This is a genomic window from Enterobacter sp. CRENT-193, from assembly GCF_002787395.1.
GTDB lineage: Bacteria > Pseudomonadota > Gammaproteobacteria > Enterobacterales > Enterobacteriaceae > Enterobacter > Enterobacter hormaechei_C.
Genome location: NZ_CP024812.1, coordinates 3,643,277 through 3,668,976 on the forward strand (window position 1 = coordinate 3,643,277; position 25,700 = coordinate 3,668,976).

Below are 25,700 nucleotides of genomic sequence, written 5' to 3' on the forward strand. Positions count from 1 at the left end.
CAAGAATAAAAAAGAACGCCGCGTAGCGGCCTGCCGAAATGCCCTTGCGCGCTTTTTGTGAGCCTGACAAAAAGTTGCTCAAAGGTTGGCTACCAGATTATTTTGTTACTTTATCGAAGTGATGGAATAGTCCAGCCACGGACCATTCCATCACTCACAGTTATAAAAAATAAGGATAATATTGGCCCCACTATATATTTAAATATCCTATCTCTTTTTTTAACCCCTATCACATACAGATAATCGATAAACCTGGGACCAAACAGTTATTCCTTTCAGAAAATCAGGCAGAATTATATCTAATCAGCAGGGTCAATTGAATTGACTTTCCCATAAATTCAGGAAGGGGCGCAACATCCCCTCTTCTAAACGTCTTAATTTCTCCCTTCATTGAATGACTTAGCCTTTCTCCTGCTACGCTTGTTGTATGGTTCAGAAACGCAGGAACGCTTTCGATGAAAAAAATCGCCATTATCGGCTCAGGCCCAACAGGGATTTACACCTTTTACTCACTTCTTAACAACGCAGCGCCGCTTTCGATCACCGTTTTCGAAAAGGCAGACCAACCCGGTGTCGGAATGCCCTACAGCGACGAGGATAATTCCCGGCTGATGCTGGCGAACATCGCCAGTATTGAAATACCGCCCATTTTCATCACTTACCTGGACTGGCTCAAACAGCAGAATGCGGCCCGCCTTGCCCGCTATAACGTCGACAGTGAGAAGCTGCACGACCGGCAATTTCTGCCCCGTATTCTGCTGGGTGAATATTTCCACGACCGGTTTCTCGCTGTCGCTGCCGAGGCGAAAAAGGCTGGGTTTCATATCGAGGTTCACCCCAACGCAGAAGTCACTGATATTAAGGCTGATGCAGACGGCGTGGCCCTTTCAGTGAACGATGCCCCTTTCTCAAGGCGGTTTGATCTTGCGGTTGTTGCCACCGGCCACGTCTGGCCTGATGAAAATGAAACCACCCGCGCATATTTCCCAAGCCCATGGTCAGGGCTGATGGACGCGGAGGTCCGAGCCTGTGAGGTGGGGATCATGGGTACCTCCCTCAGCGGGCTGGACGCTGCAATGGCGGTTGTGATGCAGCATGGCCGGTTTAGCGGGAAGCAGTTCGTTGTCAATAAAGGCAGCGAAGGGCTAAAAATCATGCTGATGTCCCGCACGGGCGTTCTGCCGGAGGCCGATTTTTACTGCCCTATCCCTTATGAACCACTGTCGGTGTTAACGGATTGTGTGGTGGAAAGCGAAATCGACAAAGGCCCGGATGGGCTGCTTGACCGCATCTTTGCGCTGATGGTGAAAGAGCTTGAGCTGGCCGATCCGCGATGGTGTCAGGCGATAGCGCTCGGCACGCTGAATGCCGACACGCTCCGTGATGCCTGGTTTGAGGATCGTAAAAAGCACGGTCCTTTCACCTGGGCCGAAGCGAATCTGAAAGAAGTGGAGCGCAACAAGCGCGAAAAACGCACCGTTGCCTGGCGCTATACCGTGCTTCGTCTGCATGAAGTGGTACAGGCCATCGTCCCTTCACTCAATGAGCATGACAGAGAGCGGTTTAAATCGGGGCTGGAGCGTGTGTTTATCGATAATTATGCCGCCATTCCACCGCAGTCTATCCGCCGGTTACTGGCGCTGCGCGAGGCAGGGATCATTAGCGTGGTCGCACTCGGTGATGATTACGACCTGGATATCGGCAGCGATCAGACCGTCATCACCACGGCAAAAAAAAGTTACCGCTTCGACGTGTTTATCGACGCGCGCGGACAAAAGCCGCTCAGAAACAAGGACATTCCCTTCCCCACCCTGCGTAAACAGCTTGCGGGAACCGGCGATGACGTTCCGGACGTGGGGGAAGACTATACGTTGCTGGCGCCGGCATCACTACGGGGGCGTATCGCTTTTGGGGCGATCCCCTGGCTGATGCACGATCATCCATTTGTTCAGGGTTTGTCTGAGTGCGCTGAAATTGGTAAAGCGATGGCGAAAGCGGCTGGAAAACCTGCGTCGGGGGTGCGAAGGAAGTTACCTTACATGGAGTTTTAACAGGGCTTCCCTGCCCTGCGGTGTCGGATTACTCGAAGAAGACTTCCGGGTTTTCCGACAACGACACGAACGATTTTGTGTTCTTGTCCAGGGCAAGGATTTTGCCGCTTTCGATGTCATATACCCAGCCGTGCAGGCGAATGGCATTGTTGCGCAGGCCTACCGCCACCGACGGATGGGTCTTGATGTTGCTCAGCTGCGCAAAGACGTTTTCCTGCACCATCGCATTCACTTTATCGATTGGCTTATCCCAGGTTTTCTTCTCCACCACCGCTTTTGCCGCATCAGAATAGCGCAGCCAGTGGGAAACGGCCGGCATCGGCTCCAGATCGGCGTTGTCAGCAATCGCCTTCATCGCGCCGCAGTTGGAGTGGCCGCAAATAACGATATCGGTCACGCCCAGGGCCACGACCGCATATTCGATGGTCGCAGAGACACCGCCAGGCTCCGGCCCGAACGGAGGCACAATGTTGCCCGCGTTTCGAATGACAAAGAGCTGTCCTGGCTCCTGTTGCGTAACCAGTTCCGGAACCAGACGGCTGTCGGAGCAGGAGATAAACAGCGCTTTGGGATTCTGACTGGACGCTAAACTACGAAAAAGCTCTTTACGTTGCGGGAAAATCTCTTTTTGAAAGCTGAGAAAACCTTCAATGATATGTTGCATAGCCATTTCTCTTTTATCTGTTTTAGTTTAGGTATGATCGCGATCACACTCGTAAAATTTAACCACCGCGTCTTAGCGGAGACAAGCAATATATTTCTGGCCCGACCGCTGCACGATCTCATCTGCGTTCACCGGGATGTTCTGCCCTTCAAAGGCCCCGTACAGGCGCTGGTACGTTTTCCCGGTCAGTCGGCCAATCACCGACTCAACGGTGCGGGCAGGCAGCGGCAGCATATTCGGATAACTCCACATAAACGACACGGCGTCTTTTCCGGGTGTAACCTGCAAAATATCACCGGCCAGCAGCACACCGTCGCCTGACTGCCAGTGCAGCACTGTGCCGCCTGCAAAATGCCCGCCCAGCCGCAGCAGAGTCACCAAAGGCATAATCTCCAGGGCGTCCTCCTCCCAGAAGCGTATCGCCGGGCTGTCACGCATCACCCACTGCCGATCGCTGGCGTGCAGGTAGATCGGCGCGTTAAACGCGGCGGCCCATTCCTGCATGGTGGTGTAGTAATGCGGGTGCGAAATCGCGATCGCGCTGATGCCCCCGAGCGCGTCAACTAACGCTCTGGTCGCCGGGTCAAGATTGGCGATGCAGTCCCACAGAACATTGCCCTGTGGCGTACGCAGCAGAAGCGCGCGCTGGTTGATGGCAAAAGCGGGAACGGTTTTGATGCTGAACAGCTGCGGCTCCAGCTGTTGCCATTTGTTGGTGTGCGTGGTCGTAAGGCTGTCGAAGTCCGTCCATGCCTGGCCCGTCACCGGGACATACTGGCGATCATCGTCGCAAATCGGGCAGTTTTTGGGCTGTTCATCGTAAGCGGTACCGCAGGTTTTACAGAGTGTAATCATCGGCTTTCCTCAGCAATAAAGCACTGAGTATGGCAGGGATTATCCATATGTGCTGAGGGGTGTCTGGCCCACTTTTTTTGACTTATACTGTGCCAGTATCAAAAACTGAATAACGCAGGTGGCACATGGAAATTGATCTCGATAACTTAGTCTTTAACGGGCTGGATGAAGCAGAAGAGCGCAACGCGGAACGTCTCGACGATGCGGATAAAAAAGCCCAGGCGATTGTCGCCGATGACGACTGCGGCGATGCCTGCAAGATCTGAAGAAAAAGCACCGGGCTCCCCGGTGCTTTTTTATGGATGCCTTTTGCTACCCGATATCAGATCTCCGGCGTTTTGCTAAACCCGGTCAGCATCAGGATCAGGCTTTGGGGAGATGAGCCCGTCTCAAACTGATAGTGATTTCCCTGACGATCGCCGCCGATATACCACGAAATTTCGGTTTTCCCTTCTGCCAGCGCCTTACGCACCACTTTATCCACGTCCACCATCCGGTATTCGCGGGAGTGGTTCAGGTAAAGCACCGCATCCGAGCGGTAGTTGCAGGACGGTCGTGAATGCCAGCTTACGGTGGCCGGATCCCAGTCGTTACTCGCCGGATAGAAGAAAATTTGATCCGCGCCGTTGGTTTCCACTTTCCCGCCAAAAATTCTTACGCGGTATTTGAACAGGGCAGGATCCTGTCCGGCAGGCAGCGGTGGAATGTGGAACTTCACCAGCGACAATGTTTCGCTGTTTTTCGTGCGTCCACCGTTCTTCCAGTTATCCTGCACCAGTAAGACCTGGGGATCGGGCTGTGAAAGTGCGGGTTCCATGCTGCTGAGCCAGACGTTGGCCTTCGCTTTTGAATAACCATACGGCACGGTGGTGCCGCAATCCATTCCGCGGTTCATGCACAGGTCGGTCATAAAGCGCGCGGCATCTTCCGTCCAGCCGTTCATGAAGTCAGCATGTGCCGTATACAGGCTACCCCACCGCTCTTCACGCTCACTGCCATGCATGATGGGGTCGAGGGAAAGCTGGACTTTACTGGTATCCAAAGAGCTAATTGTCGGGAGCACGTACGCAATATTCATGTTCACCGTCGGGATCTTCACCGGGAAGGCGGACGGACACTGTCCTTTCGTATCGTAGGTGGCGTTAGCCAGGCCGTGGGCGGGCTTCAGGTTGACCCCGTCCCAGCAGTTCGGGAACTGAATGCCGATATTAAACTGCACGGCATCCTTCGCCTTGCGTAAGCCGCAGACTTCACCCGTTCTGGTGGTGTAACCCTTGCCATTGGCGCATAAAAAGGTGATATGCGGATTTGGCGCGGTGCCGTGGTGATCGCCCGCCAGCAGCGACAGCCCCGCCGGGAACGGGTGCAGCGGCCAGGCGTCAACGTTCGATGCTTGATAATAGGTTTTTTGATAGGCGGGTTTGACCACCGTTCCGTCCGGCAATTTTAGCGACGGAGCCCAGTAGGCCGAGCTGTCTGCTTTGTTATCGCAGGTGGTCTTTTCCTGGGTACGCAGCGATTCACGGCTGGAGTAAGCATCCGTATGCACGTTACCAAAAAAATCGTGCAGCATAGCCTCGTTGGGCATGCCGAACATCATAATGGCATCATCGCCGAGGGTGTGGGAATAACTGCATACAACATGTGCCTGTGGACCAGCGTGTGCCGCCTGCATGGTAAGCAGAAGTGCGGTGGCAGAAAGCGCGGGGGTTAATACTGTCCGTTTCATTATTATCTCCATCTGTGAAAGGAGATAGTGGTAACAAAACGGCCATCAATTACCGAGGATTAGCCTGGGTATTTTTCCCTTCATCCTCGCTTTACAGACACCACGCACAACTCATTCCAGTACATTTCGCGCGTCCGGCGCAGTTCAGCGTGACGTTTTATCATGGAACCACTCCGGGTCGATGTTGGCTACGTCCACGCCATACAGGCTGGCGACAGGCAGTATTGACTCAAGAACACGTTGCGCGCTGTTCTCCGCATTCGCTGGTCGGGGCGCAAAAAACCGCCGTAACGTGCTTATCCATTTTTTCATCGTCATTACCCTTCTCGCTTAACCTGTCCTCAGTTAAACACCCAAATTGCGCCGGGGGGAAATATCAAAATCCACTGTCGATGTGCAGGATCTGCAAATAGCGCCCCACCGTCTGCTCTCTTCTTTAACACCTTGTTCACTCATGCTTTTTTTCACATAGCAAAGAACGATTTCTTATTTGGCGATAGCTTTCCCTTATGGGAGCGTAACGGGGTAAAACAAAAACAACGGGATGGCGTATGACTATGGCTGCAAAAATGAAAGGGTTTAAAAAACGGGCGCAGGTTCTGGGATTAGTGGCAGCCTGGGGCCTGGTTTCAGCGCAGGCGCAGGCCGATCGGCTGGCGGATATCAAGGCAGCAGGCGTGGTGAAAGTGGCCACATTTGATGCTAATCCACCCTTTGGCTCGATTGATGCCAAAACGCATGAGATCGTGGGTTACGATGTGGACTTCGCCAAAGCGCTGGCGAAATCGCTCGGCGTCAAGCTTGAACTGGTCACCACCAATCCGGCTAACCGCATTCCGCTGCTACAGTCCGGAAAAGCGGATCTCATCGTGGCGGATATCACCATCACCCCGGAACGCGCACAGGTCATTGATTTCTCGACGCCTTACTTTGTCACCGGCCAGCAGTTCCTGGTCCCGGTAAAATCACCGGACAAGCTTGATGACTATAGCCGGGCACGCATTGGCGCCGTAAAAGGTACGACGGGTGAACAGGCGCTGCACCAGCGTTTTCCGCAGTCCCGCGTCCTCTCTTACGATGACATCCCGCTGGCGCTGACGGCACTGCGCAATGGCAACGTGCAGGCCATTACCCAGGACAGCACCATTCTGGCTGGTCTGCTGGCGCAGGCGCCGGATAAAGCCGACTTCAAAATCCTGCCCGACCTGCTCAGTAAAGAAGAGATTGGCGTGGGGGTGAAAAAGGGTGAAACGGCGCTGCTGAAAGCCGTTAACGATGAGCTGGTTAACCTGGAGAAAAACGGCCAGGCGGCAAAAATCTATGACGTCTGGTTCGGTCCAGGCACCCCTGCTCCACAGCCTCGTAACTTTAAAATAGAAGCCCGGTAATATGCTCTCAGGTTTATTTTCGCACTCCGCGGCCAATGCCGCGGATTTTTCACGTCTGGAACAGGCCAGCGTTGAGTTTCGCCATGTGGACAAACGCTACGGCGACCATCCGGTTTTAACCGACATTAATCTCACCATCATGCCGGGTGAAGTGGTTGCCATTCTCGGCCCTTCGGGTTCCGGAAAATCGACCCTGATTCGGCTTATCAACCAGCTTGAGAGCCTGAGCGGCGGGGAGATTCTGGTCGACCACAAGCCGACCGGACAGCTTTCCGGCAGCAGGCTACGTCAGTTACGCAGCCGCGTCGGGTTTGTATTCCAGCAGTTCAATCTCTATGCCCACCTTACCGCCAGCCAGAACATCACCCTGGCACTGGAGCACGTTCACGGCTGGAAACCCCTGCCCGCCCAGGAGCGCGCGTTGGCGCTGCTGGAGAAGGTCGGCATGCTGGAGAAGGCGCACCGCTACCCTGCTGAACTTTCCGGCGGACAACAGCAGCGCGTGGCGATTGCCCGCGCTCTGGCCTCGTCGCCGCAAATCATTCTCTTTGACGAGCCAACGTCGGCACTCGACCCGGAGATGATTGGCGAAGTGCTGTTGGTGATGAAAGCCCTTGCCCACAGCGGGATCACCATGATTGTCGTCACCCATGAGATGCAGTTCGCCCGGGAAATTGCCGATCGAATCGTCTTTATCGACGGTGGACACATTCTGGAAACCGCGTCCCCGGCGCAATTTTTCAACCAACCGTCGCATCCGCGTGCGAGGCGGTTCCTGCAAAAAGTGCTGGATCCGCTGCATCAGGAGCAACTGTAATGCCCGCTCTGGACTGGCAGGGGGTGCTGGCCGGACAGCCCCTGCACTGGATCCTCTCCGGATTTCTCACCACTCTGTGGGTGACGCTGGCGGGGATTATGCTGGCAAGCCTGCTCGCCTTGTTCTTTATGCTTTTGCGGCTTTCCGGGGGACGTCTCGGGACGTCGTTCGTCAGCGGCTGGGTATCGCTGTTTCGCAATACGCCGCTGCTGGTGCAGCTGCTGTTCTGGTATTTCGCCGCCTGGAACGGGTTGCCGCAGGGGCTGCGTGACGCGGTGATCGCAGACCACAGCTGGTCCATTTTGCCCGGTGACGTCTGGTGGTTTACGCCCGAGTTTTTATGCTCTGCCTGGGGGTTAGGCGTATTTACCTCAGCGTTTTTAATTGAAGAAGTCGAATCGGGGCTGCGTTCCGTACCTGCCGGGCAACGGGAGGCGGCGCTCGCCCAGGGATTTTCCTCATGGCGTCTGTTTCGCTACATTCTTCTGCCACAGGGACTCGCTAACGCCTGGCAACCCGTCGTTGGCCAGTACCTTAACCTGATGAAGCTCTCCTCGCTCGCGAGCGGAATTGGCTTCGCCGAACTGACCTACCAGGTTCGCCAGATAGAAAGTTACAACGCCCATGCCCTGGAAGCCTTTACCGTCGGTACGGTGCTCTACTTACTTACCGGGATGGTGACGGGGAGCGTGCTGGTGCGCCTCGGCCCCCATTCAGGGAGGAAAAATCATGATCCCCGGATTTAACGTTATTGTCGAAAACCTGGATTATCTGCTTTGGGGACGTGCGACTGCGGGAGAACCCGGCGGCGTACTGCTCTCACTGCTGATGGCCGCTGGCGCCGCCGCGCTTGCCCTGCCCGGCGGGATTGTGCTGGCATGCGTCGCCTGGCGCTATCCCGGCGTGGTGCGCAGTGCGCTGTTTGCGTGGGCAGAGTTGATTCGCGGGATCCCCCTGATCTTCGTAATATTCTGGATGTGGTATCTGCTGCCGCTGATAACCGGCAGGGATCTCCCTGGCGCGACGACCGTCACGCTGGCGCTGGCCTGGTTTACCGCGGCTGCGGTGATGCATTCGGTATTAGCCGGACTGAGAGCCCTACCGTCGGGCCAGAATGAGGCCGCGCTTTCTCAAGGGTTCAGTACGCAGCAAACGCTGTGGCGCGTGCTGCTGCCGCAGGCGCTGAGAAATATTCTGCCGTCGCTGGTGGGGATTTTTATCAGCCTGCTGAAGGATACGTCGTTGGCGTTTATCGTGAACGTTCCTGAACTGACCACGGTGGCGGGACAGGTCAACAACCGGGTGCAAATTTACCCGGCGGCCATTTTTATCTTTACGGGTGTGATCTATTACCTGCTCTGCTGCTCGCTTGAGCTGCTCGCGAAGCGCTGGCGCGTTAGCCGGCCAGCGCTTTAACCACCGTTTCCATCGCTTTGGTGGTCAACTCACTGCGCTTAACGCGCTGGTTCGCCAGCGCGGTACGCAGTACGCCCGCAATGACAATATGTTTCGGCTCCTGCCCTAAATCACGCATTTCGAGAACGACCTTGCCTACCACCCGACACATCTCCTGGTACAGCGCTTCGTCTTTGGTCACATTGCCCATTGCCATCACTCCGTTGCCCTAAACCGTCAGCTTAAATCATTCGTCGGCTGGATACAAAAAAGAAGCCCGGCGTGTTGTTCGCCGGGCTTCGTCTGGAAAATCAGTCGATTAGTTGTTAACCGGGATGACTGCGCCTTTGTATTTGGTGCGGATCCAGTCCTGAATCTCTTTGGAGTGCAGCACGTTCACCAGCGCGACGATATCCTTCTTCTTCTCGTCACCGCGATGAACGGTAATGATGTTGGCGTACGGGTTATTCTCACCGCTTTCAACCGCAATTGGATCGTGGACCGGATCCAGGCCAGCATCAATCGCGTAGTTGGCGTTGATCACCACCGCAGCACCTTCGTCGTTGTTGTACATCTGCGGCAGCAGAGACGCTTCGACGTTAGGGGTAAATTGCAGCTTTTTCGGGTTCTCCACGATATCGCTGATGCGCGCGGTCACTTTATCGATGCCCGGCTTCAGCTTGATCACGCCCTCTTTTTCGAAGATGGAGAGAATACGCCCTTCCTCGGAAACCGCATCACGCATGATGATTTTGCCGCCCTCCGGCAGATCCTTCAGCGATTTGTATTTTTTTGAATAGATACCGATCGGCTCAATGTGGATTGCGCCCGCACTGACAAAATCATAATCCTTATCGCCCGCGTGATCTTTCAGCACGCTGTTCAGGTAAGGGATGTGCTGGAAATAGTTGGCGTCAATGTCATGCCCCGCCAGCGCCGTGTTTGGCAGTATGTAGTCCTGGAAGGGTTTAATCTCCAGATCGATCCCCTGCTTCGCCAGAATCGGCTTAGCCTGCTCCAGAATTTCCGCGTGCGGGGTGTTGGACGCCCCCACGGTGAGCGTATCCGCCCAGGAGGCAAAGCTCAGGGCGCTCAGGGTTGCGGCGGCGATCAGTGTCAGTGTCTTTTTCATGATGTGGTTCCTGTGTGTATTTATTAGCGTTTATCTAACAGTGAAGTAATGGCATCGCCGCAGAACTGGATAATGAACACGATGATCAGAATGGTCACCGTTGCCACCAGCGTGACGTCACCATGGTTGCGCTGGAATCCTTCCAGATAAGCCAGATTTCCCAAACCGCCGGCACCTATCACCCCTGCCATTGCGCTGTAGCTCACCAGCGCAATCAGCGTCACCGTCATACCTGAAACCAGTGCGGGTGAGGATTCCGGCAATAAAACCCGAAACACTAACGTGCTCAGCCGCGCGCCCATCGAACGCGTGGCCTCAATGACCCCTTTGTCCACTTCTCGCAGGGCAATCTCGACCAGACGGGCGTAGAACGGCGCCGCGCCCACAATCAGGGCGGGCAGCGCAGCGTTAGCGCCGAGAATGGTCCCCACAACGGTCTTGGTGAACGGGATCAGCAGAACGATGAGAATGATGAACGGAATCGAGCGGAACACGTTCACCACAATCGACATCACGCTGTAGACCGTGCGGTTGTGGAATAACCCGCCGCGGGCGGTTAAAAACAGCGCCAGACCGAGCGCGATCCCCAGGACAAACGTCGCCACGCCGGAAAGCGCAGTCATGTAAAGCGTCTCCTGGGTTGCAGCCCAAAGCTGATCCCACTTCAGGTGCGGAAAGAGTTCTTCAGCCATGCTTGATTACCTCGCCTTCAATATCGCTTTGCTTCAGGTCGGCGAGGATATTGTTCAGTTGTTCGTCCGATGCCACCACGTGCACCCAGAGCTGCCCGAAAACACCGTGGGCGGTTTGCGTCATTTTGCCGTGCAGGATGTTAAACGGCAGGCCGTAGCGCAGGGTCAGTTCACCGACGATCGGCCTGTGCGTGCTGTGCCCGGTGAAGGTCAGCCTGATCACCGTGCCTTCCAGATCGTTTGCCAGTTCGGTATTGAAGGTCTCTTCCTCCGCGTACTGGCTCACCTGGCGGACAAACTGCCGGGTGATCGGCTGCTGCGGATGCGTAAACACGCTCAGCACGTCCCCCTCTTCCACCACCTTACCGTTCTCCATAACCGCCACGCGGTCGCAGATTTTGCGCACCACGTGCATCTCATGCGTAATGAGTACGATGGTCAGGTTAAAGCGACGGTTAATGTCCAGGAGCAGATCGAGGATCTGATCGGTGGTTTGTGGATCCAGCGCCGAGGTGGCTTCATCACACAGCAGTACGTCCGGATGATTGGCCAGCGCGCGGGCAATGCCCACACGCTGTTTTTGCCCGCCGCTCAGCTGCGACGGGTAAGCATTCTCGCGTCCCTTCAGGCCGACCAGCTCCACCAGCTCGGCAACGCGAGCCTGAATTTGCGCTTTTGGCACACCGGCAATTTGCATTGAAAAGGCGATGTTTTCCTTCACCGTGCGCGACCAGAGCAAATTAAAGTGCTGGAACACCATGCTGATTTTCAGGCGTGCCTGACGCAGCGCTTCTCCCTTCGCGGCGGAGATATCCTGACCGTTAATGGTGACGCTGCCGGCGCTGGGCTTTTCCAGACCGTTCAGCAGACGGATCAGCGTACTTTTCCCGGCCCCGCTGTAACCGATGATCCCGTAAATCTGTCCCTGCTCTATCGTCAAGTTGACGTTATCAACGGCTGTCAGCGCCAGCTTTCCGTTGTCAAAGACCTTCGAAATATTGCTGAGTACGATCATTCTTATTCGTTATCCGTTACGCATATAGCGGTTTAGCAGTATGGATGTCCAAAAGATAGTAAACAGCCGTTATCAGCTTTTAAATGACCAAAAAAGAATTTCTTATAATTCTGCGGAATAAGCAGCGAACTGGCGGGTGAAAAAGCATTTAGATGAATATCAGCAATAATTATCTGCCATTTGCATATCAGGTCACACTCACCCGGCGAAATCGGTTAATTTTGCAGCACTTTATGCGGATTTAGCCATCCTCACATCCGGACAACTTTACGTCTTGCTGTCTTTCCATCTGAAAACACAAGGATTATTCCTTTCTGTTCTTAAACCTGGTGAAACGTTCTTTATTGAGAAAATTTCATGGTTCTATCATCCGGTCATCACCTCTTCACAGGACATGACCATGACGCTTTACCACTCCGTCACCGAACTGATTGGCCGTACGCCGCTCATCCAGCTGCACAAGCTGGACACCGGCCCCTGCTCGCTGTTTCTGAAGCTGGAAAACCAGAATCCCGGCGGCTCGATTAAAGACCGCGTCGCGCTGTCGATGATTAACGAAGCCGAGCGTACGGGCCAGCTAAGGCCCGGCGGCACCATTATTGAAGCTACGGCGGGGAACACCGGCCTGGGGCTGGCGTTGATTGCGGCGCAGAAGGGCTACTCGCTGATCCTGGTGGTGCCGGACAAAATGAGCCGCGAGAAGATTTTCCACCTGCGCGCGTTAGGGGCGCAGGTCGTGCTGACCCGCTCGGATGTGAACAAAGGGCATCCGGCCTATTATCAGGATTATGCCCTGCGGCTGGCGAATGAACTGCCAGGCGCGTTTTATATCGACCAGTTCAGTAACGCGGCCAATCCGCTGGCGCATCGCACCACTACCGCACCGGAACTGTTTGAACAGCTTGACGGCCAGATCGATGCCATCGTCGTCGGCGTGGGGTCCGGCGGTACGCTGGGCGGCTTACAGGCGTGGTTTGCAGAACATTCGCCGCAGACGGAATTTGTGCTTGCCGATCCGGCCGGGTCGGTACTGGCGGACCAGGTTGAGACCGGACGTTATCACGATGCCGGCTCGTGGCTGGTTGAAGGGATTGGCGAAGACTTTATTCCTCCGCTGGCGCACATCGAGGGGGTTAACCGCGCCTGGCGCATTACCGATCGCGAGGCGTTCACCACCGCCCGCGATCTGCTAAAAACGGAAGGGATCCTGGCAGGCTCCTCCACCGGCACGCTGCTGGCGGCAGCGCTGAAATATTGCCAGGCGCAGACTACGCCAAAACGTGTGGTCACCTTCGCCTGCGACAGCGGCAATAAATACCTCTCGAAGATGTTCAATGACGACTGGATGCGCCAGCAGGGGCTGATTTCGCGTCCGCAGGCAGGCGATCTCTCGGACTATATTGCCCTGCGCCACGATGAAGGCGCGACGGTGACTGCCGCCCCGGACGACACGCTTTCCACCGTGCTGGCCCGCATGCGCCTGTACGACATCTCTCAGCTGCCGGTGCTCGATGACAACAAGGTCGTCGGCATCATCGACGAGTGGGACCTGCTGCGACACATCGGGGGAGATGCCGATCGCTTCTCCCTCCCCGTGACGGCGGCCATGACGCGTCAGGTTGAATATATGGATAAGCAGGCCCCGGAGAGCGCCCTGTACGCCATCTTTGACCGTGGCCTGGTGGCGATTATTTATGACGAAAACCGCTTTCTGGGTTTGATCACACGCAGTGACGTACTCACCGCCTGGCGTAACCGCCTGACAAAATAAAAGGAGCAAAAGATGAAAAACCTGGCCACCCTCAGCGTTCACAGCGGTGAGTATCACGACCCGCACGGCGCCGTGATGCCGCCAATTTACGCCACGTCGACGTTTGCGCAACCGGCACCGGGTGAACATACCGGCTACGAATACTCCCGGAGCGGCAACCCAACCCGCCATGCGCTGGAGACCGCCATCGCCGAACTGGAAGGCGGCACGCGCGGGTACGCCTTCGCGTCAGGGCTGGCGGCCATTTCCACCGTGCTCGAACTGCTGGATAAAGACAGCCATATCGTCGCCATTGACGACGTGTATGGCGGTACGTATCGCCTGATCGAAAACGTGCGCAAGCGCAGCACCGGGTTACAGGTGAGCTGGGTTAAGCCGGACGATGTAGCCGGACTTGAGGCCGCCATTCGCCCGGACACGCGCATGATCTGGGTGGAAACGCCAACGAACCCGCTGCTGAAACTGGCCGACCTGGAGGCCATCGCGGACATTGCCCGGCGCAATAATGCGATCAGCGTGGCGGATAATACCTTCGCCTCCCCGGTCATTCACCGGCCGCTGGAGGCGGGGTTCGACATAGTGGTCCACTCCGCCACCAAATATCTCAACGGTCATTCAGACGTGGTTGCCGGGCTGGCTGTTGTGGGGTCGAATAAGGATCTGGCGGAGCGTCTGGGCTATCTGCAAAACGCGATTGGCGGCGTTCTGGATCCGTTCAGCAGCTTCCTGACGCTGCGGGGCATTCGCACCCTCTCACTGCGCGTTGAGAAGCACAGCGCCAATGCGCTGGCGATTGCGCAATGGCTGGAGCAGCATCCGCAGGTAGACAGCGTGTTCTATCCCGGGCTGGCGTCACATCCCCAGTATGCGCTGGCCCGCAGACAAATGGCGCTGCCGGGCGGCATGATCTCCGTTGTGATTAAAGGCGATGCGCAGCGCGCGACAGAGGTGATCCGTCATCTTACGCTCTTTACCCTGGCGGAAAGCCTTGGCGGTGTGGAGAGTCTGGTGAGCCAGCCCTACAGCATGACCCACGCCTCCATTCCACTGGCGCAGCGTCTTGTAAACGGCATTGTGCCGCAGCTTATCCGCCTGTCGGTGGGGATTGAAGATGCGAAGGATCTGATCGCCGACCTTAAACAAGCGCTGAAAAAGTGAGCAAAAAACGGCGGGCGTTGCGCCTGCCGTCATAAGATGACATTAGGCCTTAACGCCTTGATAACAAACTTATGTGAATCTGCACAGATTGTTTTTGAAACGCTGTTTCCATTTTCCTTTTTACTGTAAATCAGCGTATAATGCGCGCCAAATCCCTGGTGAATGGTTTCAGCGCTTGGAATACAAAAAACAACGTACAACTTCTCCTCTCCTTCGTTGGGCTGGCACTCAGGCACACTTTCTTCTGCACGCTCATTTGATGTCACCTATTCTTAGTGCGTGTCATATACTCTTTCGCAACACAGGTTTGACTCCGCGGCGGTGCGCCCCCGGAGCGAGATTTCCATATCCTTCCCAACTTAAAGACTAAGACTGTCATGAAAAAGACGAAAATTGTTTGTACTATCGGCCCGAAAACCGAATCCGAAGAGATGCTGAGCAAAATGCTGGATGCCGGCATGAACGTGATGCGTCTGAACTTCTCCCACGGCGACTATGCTGAACACGGCCAGCGTATCCAGAACTTGCGCAACGTGATGAGCAAGACCGGGAAAAAAGCGGCAATCCTGCTCGACACCAAAGGTCCTGAAATCCGCACCATCAAACTGGAAGGCGGTAACGACGTTTCCCTGAAAGCGGGCCAGACCTTCACCTTCACCACCGACAAATCCGTTGTGGGTAATAACGAAATCGTTGCCGTGACCTACGAAGGCTTCACCAGCGACCTGTCTGTTGGCAACACCGTGCTGGTAGATGACGGCCTGATCGGCATGGAAGTGACCGCTATCGAAGGTAACAAAGTTATCTGTAAAGTGCTGAACAACGGCGATCTGGGCGAAAACAAAGGCGTCAACCTGCCGGGTGTGTCCATTGCTCTGCCAGCGCTGGCTGAAAAAGACAAACAAGACCTGATCTTCGGCTGCGAACAAGGCGTGGACTTCGTTGCTGCCTCCTTTATCCGTAAACGTTCTGACGTGGTTGAGATCCGTGAGCACCTGAAAGCGCACGGCGGCGAGAACATCCAGATCATCTCCAAGATCGAAAACCAGGAAGGCCTGAACAACTTCGACGAAATCCTCGAAGCGTCTGACGGTATCATGGTAGCGCGTGGCGACCTGGGCGTTGAAATCCCGGTTGAAGAAGTGATCTTCGCGCAGAAGATGATGATCGAGAAATGTGTTCGCGCGCGTAAAGTGGTTATCACCGCAACGCAGATGCTGGACTCCATGATCAAAAACCCACGCCCTACCCGCGCTGAAGCAGGCGACGTTGCGAACGCCATCCTCGACGGTACCGATGCCGTTATGCTGTCTGGCGAATCTGCAAAAGGGAAATACCCTCTGGAAGCGGTCAGCATCATGGCGACCATCTGTGAGCGTACCGACCGCGTGATGAAAAGCCGTCTGGATTACAACAACGACAGCCGTAAACTGCGCATCACCGAAGCCGTGTGCCGTGGTGCGGTAGAAACCGCCGAGAAACTGGAAGCCCCGCTGATTGTCGTGGCGACCCAGGGCGGTAAATCTGCGCGTGCCGTGCGTAAATACTTCCCGGATGCGACCATTCTGGCGCTGACCACCAACGAAACCACCGCGCGTCAGCTGGTGCTGAGCAAAGGCGTGATCCCACATCTGGTGAAAGAGATTGCCTCTACCGATGATTTCTATCGTCTGGGTAAAGAAGTGGCTCTGGAACTGGTTGATTGTGGCCTGGCTCAGAAAGGCGACGTGGTGGTTATGGTTTCTGGCGCGCTGGTTCCAAGCGGCACCACCAACACGGCATCTGTCCACGTGCTGTAATATTTCACGAACAAATTATTGTTTTGTTAAAAAGCGTCCTTCGGGGCGCTTTTTTTATTCCCGCCTTTAACCAGAACTATTCAAAAAGCAAATCGGGTTTTTCTATTTAATCGCGATTTATCTAAGATGAATCCGATGAAAAATGCCTTTTTTAACATAGCTTTTTCGTCAAAATTGCCGATTTCGTTGCTTCTTTGAGCGAACGATCAAAAATAGGCGTAATCCCATCAAAAAAATATTCTCAACCCAAAAAACTTTGTGTAATACTTGTAACGCTACATGGAGATTAACTCAATCTAGAGGGTATTAATAATGAATCGTACTAAACTGGTACTGGGCGCGGTAATCCTGGGTTCTACTCTGCTGGCAGGTTGCTCCAGCAACGCTAAAATCGATCAGCTGTCTTCTGACGTTCAGACTCTGAACGCTAAAGTTGACCAGCTGAGCAACGACGTGAACGCAATGCGTTCCGACGTTCAGGCTGCTAAAGACGACGCAGCTCGCGCTAACCAGCGTCTGGACAACCAGGCTACTAAATACCGTAAGTAATAGTACCTGTTAATAAAATGGCGCACATTGTGCGCCATTTTTTTTGCCTTAGTCAAACCTCTACTGAAGCGCTTTCTCTCCCTCGTCTTCCGCCACCGCCGCTGAGACACGACTATTCTGAACCGACAGGACAGAATTGCTGGCTGACGAACCATTGCCTGTTGAAACGGCAACCGGGATCCCGGCTCTGCGCGCCAGGGCTTTATCGATAAGCGTTTTATCGCTACCTGACTCCGCTGCAAAAGCGGTAAACGCCGCCGAGTGCGTGAACGGCACCGTCTGTGGGTTTTCGCCCTCTGCCTGCGCCAGCGGCCTGTGCACTTCGATATAACGTTTGCCGTCCGGCTCGACGGAGAACTTCACCGGCTCATTGATAATCTGCACCCGCGTGCCGACGCGCACTTGCTCAAACAACGCTTTGATATCCGGCGCGTTCATCCGCATACAGCCCGAGCTGACCCGCAGCCCTACGCTGTCCGGCGCGCTGGTGCCATGAATAAGATATTCCCCATTCCCGATACCCAGACGAAGCGCAAAGCGCCCCAGCGGGTTATTTGGCCCTGCGGGTACCACAGGCGGCAGTTTAATTCCCTGGGCCAGTGAGCGCGCTCTGATGCCCGCTGTGGGGGTCCAGGTAGGGTTAGGGATTTTCTGACTCACACGGGTGGTGCTGACCGGTGTTTCCAGCCCAAGCTGACCAATACCCAGCGGATAGACCTGCACGATATTTTCGCCAGGCGGATAGAAGTAAAGACGCAGCTCCGCCAGATTCACCACAATGCCCTCACGCTCGGTGTCCGGCAGTAGCATCTGGGAAGGGATCGTAATGACCGTTCCTGGCGCAGGATTCACCGGTGCAATGGTATTATTGGTTTCAAGGATGAGCTGTGCGGCGGTATTAAACCGACGAGCGATAGACTGAAGTTTATTGTCCCCTTCCTGAATGGTGTATGTCTGGTTTTGCCCAATCAGGCGGCTGCCTGCGGGCGGTAAAGGATAATCAACCGCCCTGGCTGAATTAACAGCACTGAGCGAACCAAGGAGTAATAGAGTTATTAGAGACGCGCGCTTCATGCTGAGATTCCTTATTCACTGACCAAACGTCAGAAAGCTGAAAAACCAGCGAGGTGGAAACCACCCCGCGAAACAGAATGAATGCTGTTCTGTCAGTTTAGCTAAGGATTGCGGCTTTGGCGCGTATGGCGCGGATCATCGCTTCCAGTCCCTGGGATCGGGACGGGGTGAGGTGTTGGGTTAAGGCCATTTTTTCAAACCACGGGCGAACGTCAAAGGCGACAATATCCTGCGCCGACATCTGGTGATAAAGAATAAATACGACGGCAATAAGCCCCTTCACAATGGCGGCATCGCTGTCACCCTGTAAATCGATTACGCCATCATCCGTCTGCTGCATCTGGATCCAGACCTGGCTCTGGCAGCCCTGAATGATGTTGTCCGGGTTATGCGCCTCTTCGCTGAGCGGCGGCAGGCGCTGACCCAGTTCGATGATATAAAGGTATTTCTCTTCCCAGTTCGCGCAACGCCCAAAGTTGCGCAGCAATTTATCTCTGTCCGGCAAATCTGCCATCTCTCGCCTCTCCGTTAGCCAAGCAGCTGGTGAATACGTTTTAGTCCCGCCACCAGTCTGTCGACCTCTTCCGTTGTGTTGTACATCACCAGCGATGCGCGGCACATGGCCGGTACCTCATAATACGCCATCAGCGGCATCGCGCAGTGATGCCCGGTACGCACAGCGACGCCGTAATTATCAAGGAAACTGCCCACATCATAGGCGTGATGCTTGCCGAGGTTGAAGGCTATCACACCCAGACGGTCAGCAGGACCATATAAGGTCAGGTCCGGGACGCTGACCAGCTCCTGCAAGGCGTAATGCATCAGCAGCTGTTCGTACTCCTGAATCGCCGCCAGCCCCGTTTCAGAGACGTAGCTAATGGCCGCGCCCAGCCCGATGATCCCGCCCGTGTTGGGCGTACCCGCCTCGAAGCGCCAGGGCGCACGGGCGTAGGTTGTGCCGTCCGTCAGGCTGACGGTGGCGATCATTGACCCGCCCCCTTCCCACGGCGGCATGGCCTGGAGAATGTCCTCTTTCACATACAACACGCCGATGCCCGTCGGGCCATACAGCTTGTGCCCGGAGAAGACGTAGAAATCGCAGTCCAGGGCCTGAACGTCAACCGCATGGTGCATCACCGCCTGGGCACCATCAATCAACACTTTCGCACCGGCCTGATGGGCTTTGTCGACGATCAGCGCCACCGGATTTTCCGTGCCCAGCACGTTTGAAACGTGGGTCACCGCCACAAGCCGCGTTCTGTCGTCCAGCAGAGCGTCCAGCTTTTCCAGCTGGAGCGTGCCGTCTTCATTCAGGGGGATCACCCGCAGTTGCGCCCCCACACGCTCGCAGAGCATCTGCCAGGGCACGATGTTGGCATGGTGCTCCATCTGGGTGATGATGATGTTATCCCCCGCGTGCACCTGCGCATTGCCCCAGCTGTTAGCCACCAGGTTGATCCCTTCGGTGGTGCCGCGCACGAACACCAGCTCTTCCGGCGAACGCGCGTTGAGGAAGGCTGCAACCTGCGTGCGCACGTTTTCCATGCGCTGGGTCGCCTCGGCGCTCAGGGTGTGGATCCCACGATGTACCGCCGCATAACCGTGGCGGTAAAACTCGGCTTCCGCATCCACCACCTGATTCGGTTTTTGCGCGCTGGCCGCACTGTCGAGATAGGCCAGCGGCAGACCGTTCACTTCACGGGTCAGTACCGGAAAATCTGCCCGGACTTTCTCTACGGGAAATGTCATGCTTCGCCTCCAGGCAGTCGCTGACCGATACGGGCAAGCACCTGCTGTTTAAGTCCGCCATCGGGCAGCGCTTCCGTCAGCTCAGCCGCAAAGGCGTAAATAATCATCTTTTGCGCGGCCTGCTGGTCTATCCCGCGCGAGCGCAGGTAGAACATCTGCTCATCGTCAATACGCCCGACCGTCGCGCCGTGACTGCATTTCACGTCGTCCGCATAGATTTCCAGCTGTGGTTTGGTGTCCACCTCTGCCAGACGTCCCAGCAAGAGGTTGTTGTTGGTCATCTGCCCGTCAGTTTTGATGGCGTGCTGCGCCACGTTGATCAGGCCGTTGAACACCGCACGTCCTTTGTCGCTGACGATGGTTTTGTGCAGCTGACGGCTGTTGCAGTAGCCTTTGTTATGCTCAAGCCAGGTGCGCGTGTCGCACACTTCTGACTTCACCGGCATCGCCAGGCTGTTAATACGCAACGTAGTGTTTTCACCGTTCAGCTGGGTGCTGGTATTGTGGCGCAGCACCGCGCCGCCAAGCAGGAAGCTATGGCTGTACGCCGCGGCATCCTGGCCCAGCAGAATATCGTTGTGGGCGAAGTGGTGACTGAGCGGATTCTCAAACGCCAGCTTGATGTGGTGCAGCTGGGCATTGGCCGCCACGTTCATCGTCAGACGCGAACCGGTAAAATGACGGGTGTCGTTAAGGCTGACGTAATGCTCGATCACCGTCGCCTCCGCCCCTTCTGCCAGCTCAAGATGGTGGCGATAGTGGGCGGTGTTAATCTCATCACCCGCAACGCCCTGGGTGATATGCATCAGCAGCAGCGGTTTCGCCGGACGCTGGTTACGCTTAACGCGAATATGGGTGACAGATTGCGACAGGCTCTCTGTCAGGTGCAGGAAGACTTCAGGCTGAACGGGCGCGTTCAGCGACTGACGTTCATCGTTAATGACGATATCGAACCCGCTCTCCTGCACGCTGTCGCTCAGCTCCGCACGGAACAGACCGTCGACAAACACCAGACGCACGGCATCCACGCTCAGCGCCAGCATGTCGCGCTGATCGGGGCTGACCTGCGCCAGACGGGTGACAAACTCGCCGTTCAGCAGGCCATCCAGCGGGGTATATTTCCAGTTCTCATGTTTACGCGTCGGTAAACCGAGACGCAGCATCTGCTGGAGATGGTGCTGAGCCTGTTCAGAGCGCGCTCCAGCCTGCGCTTCAAACAGCCGGTGCCACTGCTGAAGTGCATTACTGCTGTTCGGTAAGCCAGCCATAACCCTGCTCCTCCAGTTGTTTAACCAGCGTAAAGTCACCGGATTTCACAATGCGTCCCTGGTAAAGCACGTGGACATAGTCCGGCTTGATGTAGTCCAGAATTCGCTGGTAATGTGTCACGATGATAAATGAGCGGTTGCCGTCACGCAGGGAGTTCACCCCGTCGGCAACGATCTTCAGGGCATCGATATCCAGCCCTGAATCGGTCTCATCGAGAATGCACAGCGCTGGCTCCAGAACCGCCATTTGCAGAATATCGTTACGTTTCTTCTCACCGCCGGAGAAACCTACGTTTACCGAGCGGGTCAGCAGATCTTCCGGCATTTTCAACAGCTTGATCTTCTCTTCCATCAGATCCTGGAAGTCAAAGCGATCCAGCGCCTCAAGGCCGCGATACTTGCGCACCGCGTTCAGCGCGGTTTGTAGAAAGAACTGGTTGCTGACGCCCGGAATTTCCACCGGATACTGGAAGGCCATAAAGATGCCCTCGCCGGCACGCTCTTCCGGCGACATCTCCAGCAGATCTTTGCCGTTAAACTCAACGGAGCCGCTGGTAACTTCATAATCTTCGCGTCCTGCCAGCGTCGCTGAAAGCGTACTTTTCCCGGAGCCGTTTGGCCCCATGATGGCGTGAACTTCACCGGGTTTGACGTCAAAATTGAGGCCACGCAGGATCTCTTTCTCTTCCACGCTAACCTGTAAATCTTTAATGCTTAACATGTGCTTTCCTTAACCGACGCTGTGTTCAAGACTAATGGCGAGGAGTTTCTGGGCTTCAACGGCAAATTCCAGCGGCAGTTCAGAGAACACGTCCTTACAGAAGCCGTTAACGATCATTGAAATCGCATCTTCTTCACTGATCCCGCGTTGCAGGCAGTAGAAAAGCTGATCTTCACCAATACGTGACGTAGTTGCCTCATGCTCAAGCTGGGCGCTGTTATTGCGGCATTCGACATACGGGAAGGTATGCGCCCCGCAGTCCGCGCCAATCAGCATGGAGTCACATTGGGTGAAGTTACGCGCGTTGGTTGCCGTCGGCATGATTTTCACCAGCCCGCGATAGCTGTTCTGGCTGTGACCGGCAGAGATCCCTTTGGAGATGATGGTCGATTTGGTGTTTTTACCGATGTGGATCATCTTGGTGCCGGTATCGGCCTGCTGATGACCGCTGGTCAGTGCCACGGAGTAAAACTCACCGATGGAGTTGTCGCCGCGCAGAATACAGCTCGGGTATTTCCAGGTAATGGCGGAGCCGGTTTCTGACTGCGTCCAGGACATTTTGCTGTTTTCGCCTTCGCACAGCGCACGCTTGGTGACGAAGTTCAGAATACCGCCGGTGTTACCGTCGCCCGGGAACCAGTTCTGTACCGTAGAGTACTTCACTTCCGCATCTTTATGGATGATGACCTCCACCACCGCCGCGTGCAGCTGGTAGCTGTCGCGCACAGGAGCGGAGCACCCTTCGATGTAGCTAACGTAGCTGCCTTCATCGGCCACCAGGATGGTGCGTTCAAACTGGCCGGTTTTTTCCGCGTTGATGCGGAAATAGGTCGAGAGCTCCATCGGGCAGCGCACGCCTTTCGGCACGTAGATAAAGGTACCGTCTGACGCCACCGCCGCATTCAGTGCCGCGAAGAAGTTATCGTTACTGGGTACCACGGTGCCAATGTACTTTTTCACCAGCTCCGGGTGATCGTGAATGGCTTCCCCGAAGGAGCAGAAAATAATCCCCTGCTCCGCCAGTTTTTCACGGTAGGTGGTTGCCACCGAGACGGAGTCAAAAATGGCGTCTACCGCCACGTCTTTGCCTTCGCGCACGGGCACGCCGAGCTGATTGAACGCCTCTTCCACCTCTTTACTCAGGAAGCTGTTCTCGGCACCGGTTTGCTGTACCGCACCGGGTTGCGAGGCGCAGGTATCATCACAGCTGCCGCAGGAGGGCGCAGAGTAATAGCTATAATCCTGATAGTTCAGCTTATCGTAATGCGCTTTCAGCCAGTGGGGTTCTTCCATCTCCAGCCACGCGCGGAATGCGCTCAGGCGAAACTCCAGCATCCACTCCGGCTCGTTACGTTTCGCCGAAATGGCGCGCACGACCTCTTCGTTGATGCCTTTCGCCAGTTCATCGGTTTGCAGCTGCGTGAAGAAACCCTCTTTATAGTTGAGGTGTCCGCCGCTCCAGGTGTTTACATCACTCGTTGCTTCAGTATTACGAGACATAGTACCGCCTATACCCCAAAGCTTTCGCCGCAGCCGCATTCGTTCTGGGCTTTCGGGTTATGAAATTTGAATAACTGGTTTAAACCTTCCCGAACGTAGTCGACTTCGGTTCCATCGATAAAAGGCATCGCCTGTAGTGCGACGTATAACTTTGCACCGTCGGTTTCAAAGACCAGATCGTCCTTTTCAGGTTCGGTTACGGTATCCAGCACGTAGCCAAATCCCGCGCAGCCAGTCTGCTTAACGCCTAAGCGTACGCCGAGGATGTCGGGATTTTTTGCCACCAGCTCATGAATATGCGCCGCCGCCGCGGGCGTCAGCGTTAAGCCACGCCAGGCAAAATCGGCCGGATTGAAGGTTTCTGAATGCAGTTCCATAGGTCCACCTCATCTGATAAGCCACCAGGGCATAACACCATGTTAGTGATAACGATTATCACTTCAACCCCCTGCGAGCAGGGGCTTTGGGCTAAACCGCCCTTTTTGGCTACTTTCATTAAGCATAGACCCTGTGACGGGATGCGGATGGGATGGTTAGATTTGTTCAATGCATTGATAAATAATGCATTTCATAAGAAAGGCGGTCAGGTAGCGGGCAATGATAAAAATTGTATTGGAAATACCTATTTTTAAGATAGCTAAAGTACGCCCAGGCACCAAATACATTATTTACGTATGCCTCCCCCTTAAGCCAGGTTCTTTTTAATCCTTTTTTGCCTTACCTGGGCGCGCATATAGACGTTTAATGGATGAGTTAACCATTTTTTATCAGTCTGATAGTGGTTAAATTCCGCTCATGATTATTTACATAAACTCGTCCCTTTTCGGCGTAATGTTTCCCTTTTTAACCACTCATTCAGTAAGGGATCAAATTATGTGGAGTGCCCATAAAGCCGCAGTTCATTCTCGCCAGCATGCAGATCAGTATAGCCAAAGAAGATGTGCAGAATTTGTTTCAAAATCCATTCGCTCCGGCGGTGCTAATCTACAGAACACACTTTATGCTAAGGATATGAAAAGCAATTTAATTCTGGCGATCCTGCTTCTGCCCACTCTCGCATCCGCTGCACAGAAGTTCCCCCCTGAGGTATCCGCTGCCCTTCAGTTTAATAAGTGGTACATCTCGCAAATTATTATCGGGAAAGAGCCCCTGAAAAACTATGAAGCGCTGAGGCCATATGTAACCCGCGAAACTATCAGCAAACTCAAAGCCATGGATAAGCTGGATCCAGATGAATATGACGTGCCTGACGTCGATATGTTCATCAAGGCTCAGGGATATGAAGATGACTGGGGCATCGTCAGTGCACGGGCGCTGGATTACGATGCCGCCTGTATGCAGGTTTATATCTCATTCGGCAAAAAGCGGGATCACACCGTGATTGACTGCATGGTCAAGGAAGATGGCGTGTGGAAAGTTGAATCCGTGGCCAGTATGAATATTTCAGACAACCTAATGATGGAATAAACCGACGATATGACAGGGGTACTGATGCTATGCATCTTCGCGGATACCCCTGTCGTATCGCCAGAAGGCAAAATCCCGCACTGGCGGTTTACCGTTGGCCCCCTTAACATCAGTGATGGATCGAAACGGCGAAACCCTGTTCACGCCAGTGGTCGAGCTGCTCCTGTTGACGAGGCGTAGGCGCTTTACCGGTCCAGACGAAGATTTTTTGCCCGGGGAAGAGTTCCGGACGCGGAGAATCAATCGGCTCAGCCAGCACGTCGATATGCCAGCCTTTGTAGGCAAGACGGGCCGCTTCCAGCCACAAATGCGTACGGTCGTCGCACTCCCACCCAATCAGCAGCGCATCCTTACCTGCTTTTTTTCGCGACTCACCCAGGCTTGCAACGGCAAACTCAATCAGGACACCGTCCAGCAGGCTCGCCATGTGACGCACCGTATTCTGGTCCTGGTTCATTCGCTGCCGCACAGGGGTGATGATGTTATCTATCAGAACATCCATCGCATGGTCACGGCGGAACTCGCCGATTTTGGCGCGCAGTTTTGCCGGGCTGGCATAGCGCAGAACGGTTAACATCTCTTCCTGAAACGATGCCCAGTTCCCCTGAGTCATCACTTCTGTATTTTCAAGAAGCGCTTTTACTTTACCGACCGAAACACCCGTTTTCATCAGGCGTTTGATCTCTTCGATACGCAGGATATCTTCATCGTCAAACTGACGATGGCCCCCTTCGCTTCGCTGCGGCTTCAACAATCCATAACGGCGCTGCCAGGCACGCAACGTAACGGGGTTGATACCGCATCGTTCGGCCACTTCGCCGATACTGTAATAGGCCATTAACTCCCTCACGCACAATACTTCCATACCTAACCAAACCAACCTTATCAGATTGTACAAATCATTTG

The 25,700-nt window shown here is 54.8% G+C and carries 28 protein-coding genes; 12 read left to right on the plus strand and 16 right to left on the minus strand.

The genetic code is table 11. The features are described from left to right. Positions 1-455 precede the first annotated feature (455 nt). On the plus strand, positions 456-2,051 hold the full coding sequence (locus CU081_RS18110; RefSeq protein ID WP_003857659.1) for an FAD-NAD(P)-binding protein: 1,596 nt from the start codon (positions 456-458) through the stop codon (positions 2,049-2,051). Positions 2,052-2,079: 28 nt separating this feature from the next. On the opposite strand, the gene CU081_RS18115 is transcribed toward CU081_RS18110, so the two are convergent. Further along, positions 2,080-2,715 (minus strand): carbonic anhydrase, encoded by a 636-nt coding sequence (locus CU081_RS18115; protein WP_003857662.1) that lies wholly within the window; start codon positions 2,713-2,715, stop codon positions 2,080-2,082. A gap of 72 nt (positions 2,716-2,787) precedes the next feature. Next, on the minus strand, positions 2,788-3,570 hold the full coding sequence (locus tag CU081_RS18120) for an MBL fold metallo-hydrolase (protein ID WP_022650933.1): 783 nt from the start codon (positions 3,568-3,570) through the stop codon (positions 2,788-2,790). A 125-nt stretch (positions 3,571-3,695) separates the two neighbouring features. Here CU081_RS18120 and CU081_RS18125 point away from each other — a divergent pair, with 125 nt between their 5' ends. Beyond that, positions 3,696-3,836: a hypothetical protein gene (locus CU081_RS18125; RefSeq protein ID WP_003857665.1), complete on the plus strand. Its 141-nt coding sequence runs from the start codon at positions 3,696-3,698 to the stop codon at positions 3,834-3,836. A 56-nt stretch (positions 3,837-3,892) separates the two neighbouring features. Here the strand turns inward: CU081_RS18125 and CU081_RS18130 are convergent, their stop codons facing one another. Then, the gene (locus tag CU081_RS18130; protein ID WP_022650932.1) at positions 3,893-5,299 is read right to left on the minus strand and encodes a DUF1996 domain-containing protein; all 1,407 of its coding nucleotides are present in this window, start codon (positions 5,297-5,299) and stop codon (positions 3,893-3,895) included. Positions 5,300-5,443: 144 nt separating this feature from the next. After that, entirely contained in the window at positions 5,444-5,611 is a 168-nt protein-coding gene (locus CU081_RS26320; RefSeq protein ID WP_032609053.1) for a hypothetical protein, read from the minus strand. Positions 5,612-5,856: 245 nt separating this feature from the next. Between CU081_RS26320 and CU081_RS18135 the strand changes: the two genes are divergently transcribed. From CU081_RS18135 to CU081_RS18150, 4 genes are read left to right on the plus strand one after another with little or no spacing between them, the layout of a single operon-like run. After that, a complete protein-coding gene (locus tag CU081_RS18135; protein ID WP_044704414.1) occupies positions 5,857-6,687 on the plus strand; it encodes an ABC transporter substrate-binding protein in 831 nt (276 codons plus the stop codon). A 1-nt stretch (position 6,688) separates the two neighbouring features. Continuing rightward, positions 6,689-7,504 carry an amino acid ABC transporter ATP-binding protein gene (locus CU081_RS18140; protein WP_022650929.1) on the plus strand — a complete coding sequence of 272 codons (816 nt, stop codon included), beginning with the start codon at positions 6,689-6,691 and terminating at the stop codon, positions 7,502-7,504. After that, positions 7,504-8,250, plus strand: a complete 747-nt coding sequence (locus tag CU081_RS18145; protein WP_022650928.1) for an amino acid ABC transporter permease — start codon at positions 7,504-7,506, stop codon at positions 8,248-8,250. Before CU081_RS18140 ends, CU081_RS18145 begins: the two co-directional genes overlap by 1 nt. Beyond that, entirely contained in the window at positions 8,234-8,920 is a 687-nt protein-coding gene (locus CU081_RS18150) for an amino acid ABC transporter permease (protein WP_022650927.1), read from the plus strand. The genes CU081_RS18145 and CU081_RS18150 overlap by 17 nt, the downstream gene beginning before the upstream one ends. Here CU081_RS18150 and fumD read toward each other — a convergent pair. The 4 genes from fumD to CU081_RS18170 form a co-directional block, all read right to left on the minus strand. Then, positions 8,901-9,110, minus strand: coding sequence for a fumarate hydratase FumD (gene fumD / locus CU081_RS18155; RefSeq protein ID WP_003857676.1), 210 nt, complete (start codon positions 9,108-9,110; stop codon positions 8,901-8,903). The genes CU081_RS18150 and fumD overlap by 20 nt on opposite strands. 108 nt (positions 9,111-9,218) lie before the next feature. After that, the gene (locus CU081_RS18160; RefSeq protein WP_003857677.1) at positions 9,219-10,031 is read right to left on the minus strand and encodes a MetQ/NlpA family ABC transporter substrate-binding protein; all 813 of its coding nucleotides are present in this window, start codon (positions 10,029-10,031) and stop codon (positions 9,219-9,221) included. Between the two features lie 23 nt (positions 10,032-10,054). Next, a complete protein-coding gene (locus CU081_RS18165) occupies positions 10,055-10,723 on the minus strand; it encodes a methionine ABC transporter permease (protein ID WP_017384621.1) in 669 nt (222 codons plus the stop codon). Next, positions 10,716-11,738, minus strand: a complete 1,023-nt coding sequence (locus tag CU081_RS18170; protein ID WP_022650926.1) for a methionine ABC transporter ATP-binding protein — start codon at positions 11,736-11,738, stop codon at positions 10,716-10,718. Before CU081_RS18170 ends, CU081_RS18165 begins: the two co-directional genes overlap by 8 nt. Positions 11,739-12,138: 400 nt before the next feature. Between CU081_RS18170 and CU081_RS18175 the strand changes: the two genes are divergently transcribed. The 5 genes from CU081_RS18175 to lpp all read left to right on the plus strand — a co-directional run bounded on the left by CU081_RS18175 (position 12,139) and on the right by lpp (position 17,015). Then, positions 12,139-13,509, plus strand: a complete 1,371-nt coding sequence (locus tag CU081_RS18175; protein WP_058647316.1) for a pyridoxal-phosphate dependent enzyme — start codon at positions 12,139-12,141, stop codon at positions 13,507-13,509. A 12-nt stretch (positions 13,510-13,521) separates the two neighbouring features. Further along, positions 13,522-14,667, plus strand: a complete 1,146-nt coding sequence (locus tag CU081_RS18180) for a trans-sulfuration enzyme family protein (RefSeq protein ID WP_022650924.1) — start codon at positions 13,522-13,524, stop codon at positions 14,665-14,667. A gap of 73 nt (positions 14,668-14,740) precedes the next feature. Continuing rightward, positions 14,741-15,037 carry a protein YnhH gene (gene ynhH, locus CU081_RS26900; RefSeq protein ID WP_418249985.1) on the plus strand — a complete coding sequence of 99 codons (297 nt, stop codon included), beginning with the start codon at positions 14,741-14,743 and terminating at the stop codon, positions 15,035-15,037. A 7-nt stretch (positions 15,038-15,044) separates the two neighbouring features. Further along, entirely contained in the window at positions 15,045-16,466 is a 1,422-nt protein-coding gene (pykF, locus tag CU081_RS18185) for a pyruvate kinase PykF (protein ID WP_003857687.1), read from the plus strand. A gap of 312 nt (positions 16,467-16,778) precedes the next feature. Continuing rightward, positions 16,779-17,015 (plus strand): murein lipoprotein Lpp, encoded by a 237-nt coding sequence (gene lpp, locus CU081_RS18190; protein ID WP_001082307.1) that lies wholly within the window; start codon positions 16,779-16,781, stop codon positions 17,013-17,015. 60 nt (positions 17,016-17,075) lie between these two features. On the opposite strand, the gene ldtE is transcribed toward lpp, so the two are convergent. From ldtE to sufA, 7 genes are all read right to left on the minus strand, one after another. Further along, entirely contained in the window at positions 17,076-18,089 is a 1,014-nt protein-coding gene (gene ldtE / locus CU081_RS18195) for a L,D-transpeptidase LdtE (RefSeq protein WP_022650923.1), read from the minus strand. 97 nt (positions 18,090-18,186) lie between these two features. Next, a complete protein-coding gene (gene sufE / locus CU081_RS18200) occupies positions 18,187-18,603 on the minus strand; it encodes a cysteine desulfuration protein SufE (protein ID WP_003857730.1) in 417 nt (138 codons plus the stop codon). Positions 18,604-18,617: 14 nt separating this feature from the next. Further along, positions 18,618-19,838: a cysteine desulfurase SufS gene (gene sufS, locus CU081_RS18205; RefSeq protein WP_003857731.1), complete on the minus strand. Its 1,221-nt coding sequence runs from the start codon at positions 19,836-19,838 to the stop codon at positions 18,618-18,620. Beyond that, positions 19,835-21,106 (minus strand): Fe-S cluster assembly protein SufD, encoded by a 1,272-nt coding sequence (gene sufD, locus CU081_RS18210; protein WP_022650922.1) that lies wholly within the window; start codon positions 21,104-21,106, stop codon positions 19,835-19,837. Before sufD ends, sufS begins: the two co-directional genes overlap by 4 nt. Continuing rightward, on the minus strand, positions 21,081-21,827 hold the full coding sequence (sufC, locus tag CU081_RS18215; protein WP_003857736.1) for a Fe-S cluster assembly ATPase SufC: 747 nt from the start codon (positions 21,825-21,827) through the stop codon (positions 21,081-21,083). Before sufC ends, sufD begins: the two co-directional genes overlap by 26 nt. Before the next feature lie 9 nt (positions 21,828-21,836). Then, on the minus strand, positions 21,837-23,327 hold the full coding sequence (gene sufB / locus CU081_RS18220; RefSeq protein WP_022650921.1) for a Fe-S cluster assembly protein SufB: 1,491 nt from the start codon (positions 23,325-23,327) through the stop codon (positions 21,837-21,839). 8 nt (positions 23,328-23,335) lie between these two features. Beyond that, positions 23,336-23,704, minus strand: coding sequence for a Fe-S cluster assembly scaffold SufA (gene sufA / locus CU081_RS18225; protein ID WP_003857741.1), 369 nt, complete (start codon positions 23,702-23,704; stop codon positions 23,336-23,338). Between the two features lie 496 nt (positions 23,705-24,200). Between sufA and CU081_RS18235 the strand changes: the two genes are divergently transcribed. Continuing rightward, a complete protein-coding gene (locus tag CU081_RS18235) occupies positions 24,201-24,794 on the plus strand; it encodes a DUF3828 domain-containing protein (protein WP_022650919.1) in 594 nt (197 codons plus the stop codon). Between the two features lie 109 nt (positions 24,795-24,903). On the opposite strand, the gene CU081_RS18240 is transcribed toward CU081_RS18235, so the two are convergent. Next, a complete protein-coding gene (locus CU081_RS18240; protein WP_003857744.1) occupies positions 24,904-25,632 on the minus strand; it encodes a MerR family transcriptional regulator in 729 nt (242 codons plus the stop codon). Positions 25,633-25,700: the final 68 nt, after the last annotated feature.

Coding starts and splice junctions, on each gene's coding strand:
- CU081_RS18140 (WP_022650929.1), top strand. CDS start 6,689: ATGCTCTCAGGTTTATTTTCGCACTCCGCGGCCAATGCCGCGGATTTT.
- CU081_RS18135 (WP_044704414.1), top strand. CDS start 5,857: ATGGCTGCAAAAATGAAAGGGTTTAAAAAACGGGCGCAGGTTCTGGGA.
- CU081_RS18150 (WP_022650927.1), top strand. CDS start 8,234: ATGATCCCCGGATTTAACGTTATTGTCGAAAACCTGGATTATCTGCTT.
- fumD (WP_003857676.1), bottom strand. CDS start 9,110: ATGGGCAATGTGACCAAAGACGAAGCGCTGTACCAGGAGATGTGTCGG.
- CU081_RS18235 (WP_022650919.1), top strand. CDS start 24,201: ATGTGGAGTGCCCATAAAGCCGCAGTTCATTCTCGCCAGCATGCAGAT.
- sufE (WP_003857730.1), bottom strand. CDS start 18,603: ATGGCAGATTTGCCGGACAGAGATAAATTGCTGCGCAACTTTGGGCGT.
- sufD (WP_022650922.1), bottom strand. CDS start 21,106: ATGGCTGGCTTACCGAACAGCAGTAATGCACTTCAGCAGTGGCACCGG.
- CU081_RS18115 (WP_003857662.1), bottom strand. CDS start 2,715: ATGCAACATATCATTGAAGGTTTTCTCAGCTTTCAAAAAGAGATTTTC.
- CU081_RS18165 (WP_017384621.1), bottom strand. CDS start 10,723: ATGGCTGAAGAACTCTTTCCGCACCTGAAGTGGGATCAGCTTTGGGCT.
- CU081_RS18160 (WP_003857677.1), bottom strand. CDS start 10,031: ATGAAAAAGACACTGACACTGATCGCCGCCGCAACCCTGAGCGCCCTG.
- sufB (WP_022650921.1), bottom strand. CDS start 23,327: ATGTCTCGTAATACTGAAGCAACGAGTGATGTAAACACCTGGAGCGGC.
- lpp (WP_001082307.1), top strand. CDS start 16,779: ATGAATCGTACTAAACTGGTACTGGGCGCGGTAATCCTGGGTTCTACT.
- CU081_RS18240 (WP_003857744.1), bottom strand. CDS start 25,632: ATGGCCTATTACAGTATCGGCGAAGTGGCCGAACGATGCGGTATCAAC.
- sufS (WP_003857731.1), bottom strand. CDS start 19,838: ATGACATTTCCCGTAGAGAAAGTCCGGGCAGATTTTCCGGTACTGACC.
- CU081_RS18110 (WP_003857659.1), top strand. CDS start 456: ATGAAAAAAATCGCCATTATCGGCTCAGGCCCAACAGGGATTTACACC.
- sufC (WP_003857736.1), bottom strand. CDS start 21,827: ATGTTAAGCATTAAAGATTTACAGGTTAGCGTGGAAGAGAAAGAGATC.
- sufA (WP_003857741.1), bottom strand. CDS start 23,704: ATGGAACTGCATTCAGAAACCTTCAATCCGGCCGATTTTGCCTGGCGT.
- CU081_RS18145 (WP_022650928.1), top strand. CDS start 7,504: ATGCCCGCTCTGGACTGGCAGGGGGTGCTGGCCGGACAGCCCCTGCAC.
- pykF (WP_003857687.1), top strand. CDS start 15,045: ATGAAAAAGACGAAAATTGTTTGTACTATCGGCCCGAAAACCGAATCC.
- CU081_RS18175 (WP_058647316.1), top strand. CDS start 12,139: ATGACGCTTTACCACTCCGTCACCGAACTGATTGGCCGTACGCCGCTC.
- ldtE (WP_022650923.1), bottom strand. CDS start 18,089: ATGAAGCGCGCGTCTCTAATAACTCTATTACTCCTTGGTTCGCTCAGT.
- CU081_RS18180 (WP_022650924.1), top strand. CDS start 13,522: ATGAAAAACCTGGCCACCCTCAGCGTTCACAGCGGTGAGTATCACGAC.
- CU081_RS18125 (WP_003857665.1), top strand. CDS start 3,696: ATGGAAATTGATCTCGATAACTTAGTCTTTAACGGGCTGGATGAAGCA.
- CU081_RS18130 (WP_022650932.1), bottom strand. CDS start 5,299: ATGAAACGGACAGTATTAACCCCCGCGCTTTCTGCCACCGCACTTCTG.
- CU081_RS18120 (WP_022650933.1), bottom strand. CDS start 3,570: ATGATTACACTCTGTAAAACCTGCGGTACCGCTTACGATGAACAGCCC.
- CU081_RS18170 (WP_022650926.1), bottom strand. CDS start 11,738: ATGATCGTACTCAGCAATATTTCGAAGGTCTTTGACAACGGAAAGCTG.
- CU081_RS26320 (WP_032609053.1), bottom strand. CDS start 5,611: ATGAAAAAATGGATAAGCACGTTACGGCGGTTTTTTGCGCCCCGACCA.